Source organism: Nostoc cf. edaphicum LEGE 07299, assembly GCF_015207245.1.
GTDB lineage: Bacteria > Cyanobacteriota > Cyanobacteriia > Cyanobacteriales > Nostocaceae > Nostoc > Nostoc edaphicum_B.
Map to the genome: position 1 here is coordinate 1 of NZ_JADEXF010000760.1, position 3,210 is coordinate 3,210.

A 3,210-nucleotide genomic window follows, 5' to 3' on the forward strand; every position below is an offset into this window, starting at 1 on the left:
AACTTTGGTAGTACTGTAGCAGTTGCTGGGCCAAAACCTGTTGACATTACTGGCAGCATCCCTTATAAATTACCTTTTGCTTCCGTCGCACCAGACAGCGATCAAATCAGTTTGGATATGAAGTTAGAAAACGAGGGATTGGGGCTGTTAAACGCATTGAGTAATCAAGTGGTATTTGAGAAAGGTGAAGGAGAAGTAGACCTCAAGGTGCGGGGAACACTGCAAAAACCCGAAGTAAATGGAATTGCTACTGTCAATAATGCTACTTTTTCAGCCCAAGCTTTACCAGGTAAGCTGAGACGCGTCACAGGTAGAGTGCTGTTTAATTTTGACAACATCTTAGTAGAAAATCTTCAAGGTAGATTTAGCCGTGGGAAGGTAGAAGCTGCTGGAGAAATTCCCATCTTCAACAATGAGAACGTAACTATCAAAAATCCCCTGACTGTTAATCTCGATCAGCTAGCGTTGAATCTCAAGGGACTTTATCAGGGAGGCGCTAGTGGCAATTTGCAGATTACTGGTTCTGCCCTTAATCCCATAATTGGCGGTAGAGTAAATTTATTTGATGGTAAAGTATTGCTGGCAGAATCTACCGACGCCACGACATCTGAAAATGGTAGTATTGGCGTATCACCCACAAAAGATAATAAGCAGAGCAAATCTGAAATTGGAAATGGGGCGGGAAATACGAACGCCAGATTTAATAATTTAGATTTGGAACTAGGTAAAAACGTCCAAATTACCCGTGACCCTATTCTCAACTTCCGCGCCACTGGTAATCTTATAGTTAACGGCTTAATCAATCAGCCGATACCCGATGGCACCATCCAGTTAGAAAAAGGAGGGGTAAATTTATTTACCACCCAATTTAACCTTGCTCGTGGTTATAAACACACCGCAACTTTTAGTCCTTCTCAACCCCGCGACCCCAACTTAGATATTCGGCTATTTGCCAAAGTATTGGATGTAACTCAAAGTAATGACTTCAGCCGAGTAAATTCCACAGGTTTATCAGCATTAGAGAGTGTTCGAGTCGAAGCCACTATCAACGGTTTAGCTAGCAAACTAAATGAAAATCTAGAATTAACAAGTAGTCCATCACGTAGTCAAACCGAAATTGTTGCTCTTTTAGGAGGCGGATTTGTAGACACCCAAGGACGTGCAGACAGTACTTTAGGTCTGATTAACATCGCAGGTTCGGCTGTGTTTAACAATTTTCAGTCAGCTTTTAACCAGATTGGGAGTACCTTTGGCTTAAGCGAACTGCGGATATTTCCTACCGTTATTTCTGAGAATCCCGAAGCTGGAAGAAGCAATTCAAGTTTGGAATTAGCAGCAGAGGCTGGGGTTGACATTTCTTCCAAAATATCTGTTTCCAGTATCAAAATTTTGACAACAAACGACCCCTTCCAATGGGGTATTAATTACCGGATAAACAATGAATTTCGTGTGCGTGCCTCCACTAACTTAACCGATGACAGTCGTGCTGTAGTGGAATATCAAAAGCGATTTTAAATAAATCTCTTCAATTACAAATTACTTCCTGTTCCCTCTTCTCCTTGCTTCTCAATAGCTTGTCGTACCTGTTTAACATCCAATTCTAATGCTTCAGCAATTTGCTCTATACTTAAACCCAACTTAAGTAGACGGGGTATAGTATCGAGCTTTGTTTCTTTGCGAACTTCTTCTTTTACTTCCTGCTTTGTTTCTTCCTTTACTTCCTGGTAAAATTTAGTTTGTCTCCAATCGGTTAATCCAAACATTGCTTCTAACTCCTGCTGACTTTTGTTTACAAATTTGTAGATAAGCATTCTCTCTACTAATTCTAAAAGATTGCTACGGTTAGCTTCATCCGTTTGTTGTACTTGTTTTATCAAGTTTTTCGCTTGCTGTACTGCTTGATCTTCAGCTGCAACTACTAACTTAATTATGCCTAGCCCAATCGAAGATGATGGTACATTATCTAACTCGTCTAAATAAATTGTACGAATTTGCTGTGGAGCTAATGATGTTTGATAAATGAATGGTATACCTGGGTCGAGACTACGTTGAGCAAAAAGTAATACTGCTTGGCAGCGACGTTGAGGTTTATATTGATTGATATAGAGGAAAGCTTCTGTGATTATTCGCCAGTAAATATCATCATCGCGCTGAAACTGTACCTCAACAAAATAGATTGTATCTTCTGGGAATTCAGGTTTGGGTAAGAATAAGCCATCGATACGACGTGCTAATTCTTTGATTTCTACTGAGGTAAATTGGTAGTGTAATGCTAAAGCTTGCGATTGTTCCAAAAGTTCAAATAAGACACCTGGAAGAGTTTGGAATAAGGTGTAAAAAATTGTGTCTGTTTTCATGTACTCTCGATATTTGAATATTTTCAGATTATCGGGGCTGAGGGAAGATGATTTTTCTAAATTTATTAAATTGTGATATCATCACCTTGCTGATTAATAGCTAATCGCAAAATTGACAATCCTAGAATTATCAAAAATAGCACTAGTCCAATCGTGCAAGCATAGCTAATTTCTAAGTTATTGAAGGCTTGCTCATATAAATAATAAACAATCGTTTTCGAGCTACTGAGTGGGCCTCCTTGAGTCATAATGTAGACTTCTTCAAACACTTTGGTCGCAGAAATAGCCGAAATTACCGCCACTAGTGCTAAATATGGCTTCATTAAAGGTATGGTAATATCCCAATGTTTGCTGATACCATCAGAGCCATCAATGGCTGCTGCTTCGTACACATCAGCGGGAATTGATTGTAACCCCGCTAAATAAATCACCATATAGTAACCTAATCCTTTCCATACGGTGACAGCCATGACACTGGCAAGAGAAATTGGTACAATGCCAAAAATTTTTGCTGGGCTAGTTAGCCAAGGAATGCCTTCTGGAAAAAGACCTAAAGTTTTAAATAACTGATTCAATAATCCGTTTTCTGCATACAGCCATTTCCAAGCTATTCCCGCAACCACCATTGAAATTACCACTGGAGTGTAGTACGCTGCTCTAAACCAATTCATTCCCCGCAGTTTCTGATTTACCAAAATTGCCAGTACTAAGGGAGCGATTACTAAAATTGGTACTACACCTACAAGATATAAAAAAGTGTTTTCTAAGGTTTTCCAAAAAACTGCATCCTTCCAAAGCTTGAGAAAGTTGGCGAAACCTATCCATAGTGGCGGCTGGGCAATGTCTTCATAGC

At 39.6% G+C, this 3,210-nt stretch carries 3 protein-coding genes; 1 reads left to right on the top strand and 2 read right to left on the bottom strand.

Annotated features, from left to right (window positions below; all coding sequences use genetic code 11):
• On the top strand, positions 1-1,515 hold a 1,515-nt coding region (locus IQ229_RS20250; protein ID WP_194046821.1), incomplete at its 5' end, for a translocation/assembly module TamB domain-containing protein.
• Between the two features lie 14 nt (positions 1,516-1,529).
• Here IQ229_RS20250 and IQ229_RS20255 read toward each other — a convergent pair.
• Positions 1,530-2,357, bottom strand: coding sequence for an Rpn family recombination-promoting nuclease/putative transposase (locus tag IQ229_RS20255; protein ID WP_194046823.1), 828 nt, complete (start codon positions 2,355-2,357; stop codon positions 1,530-1,532).
• A gap of 65 nt (positions 2,358-2,422) precedes the next feature.
• Positions 2,423-3,210: carbohydrate ABC transporter permease (locus IQ229_RS20260; RefSeq protein WP_194046825.1), on the bottom strand; the 788-nt coding region annotated here is incomplete at its 5' end.

Coding starts and splice junctions, on each gene's coding strand:
- IQ229_RS20255 (WP_194046823.1), bottom strand. CDS start 2,357: ATGAAAACAGACACAATTTTTTACACCTTATTCCAAACTCTTCCAGGT.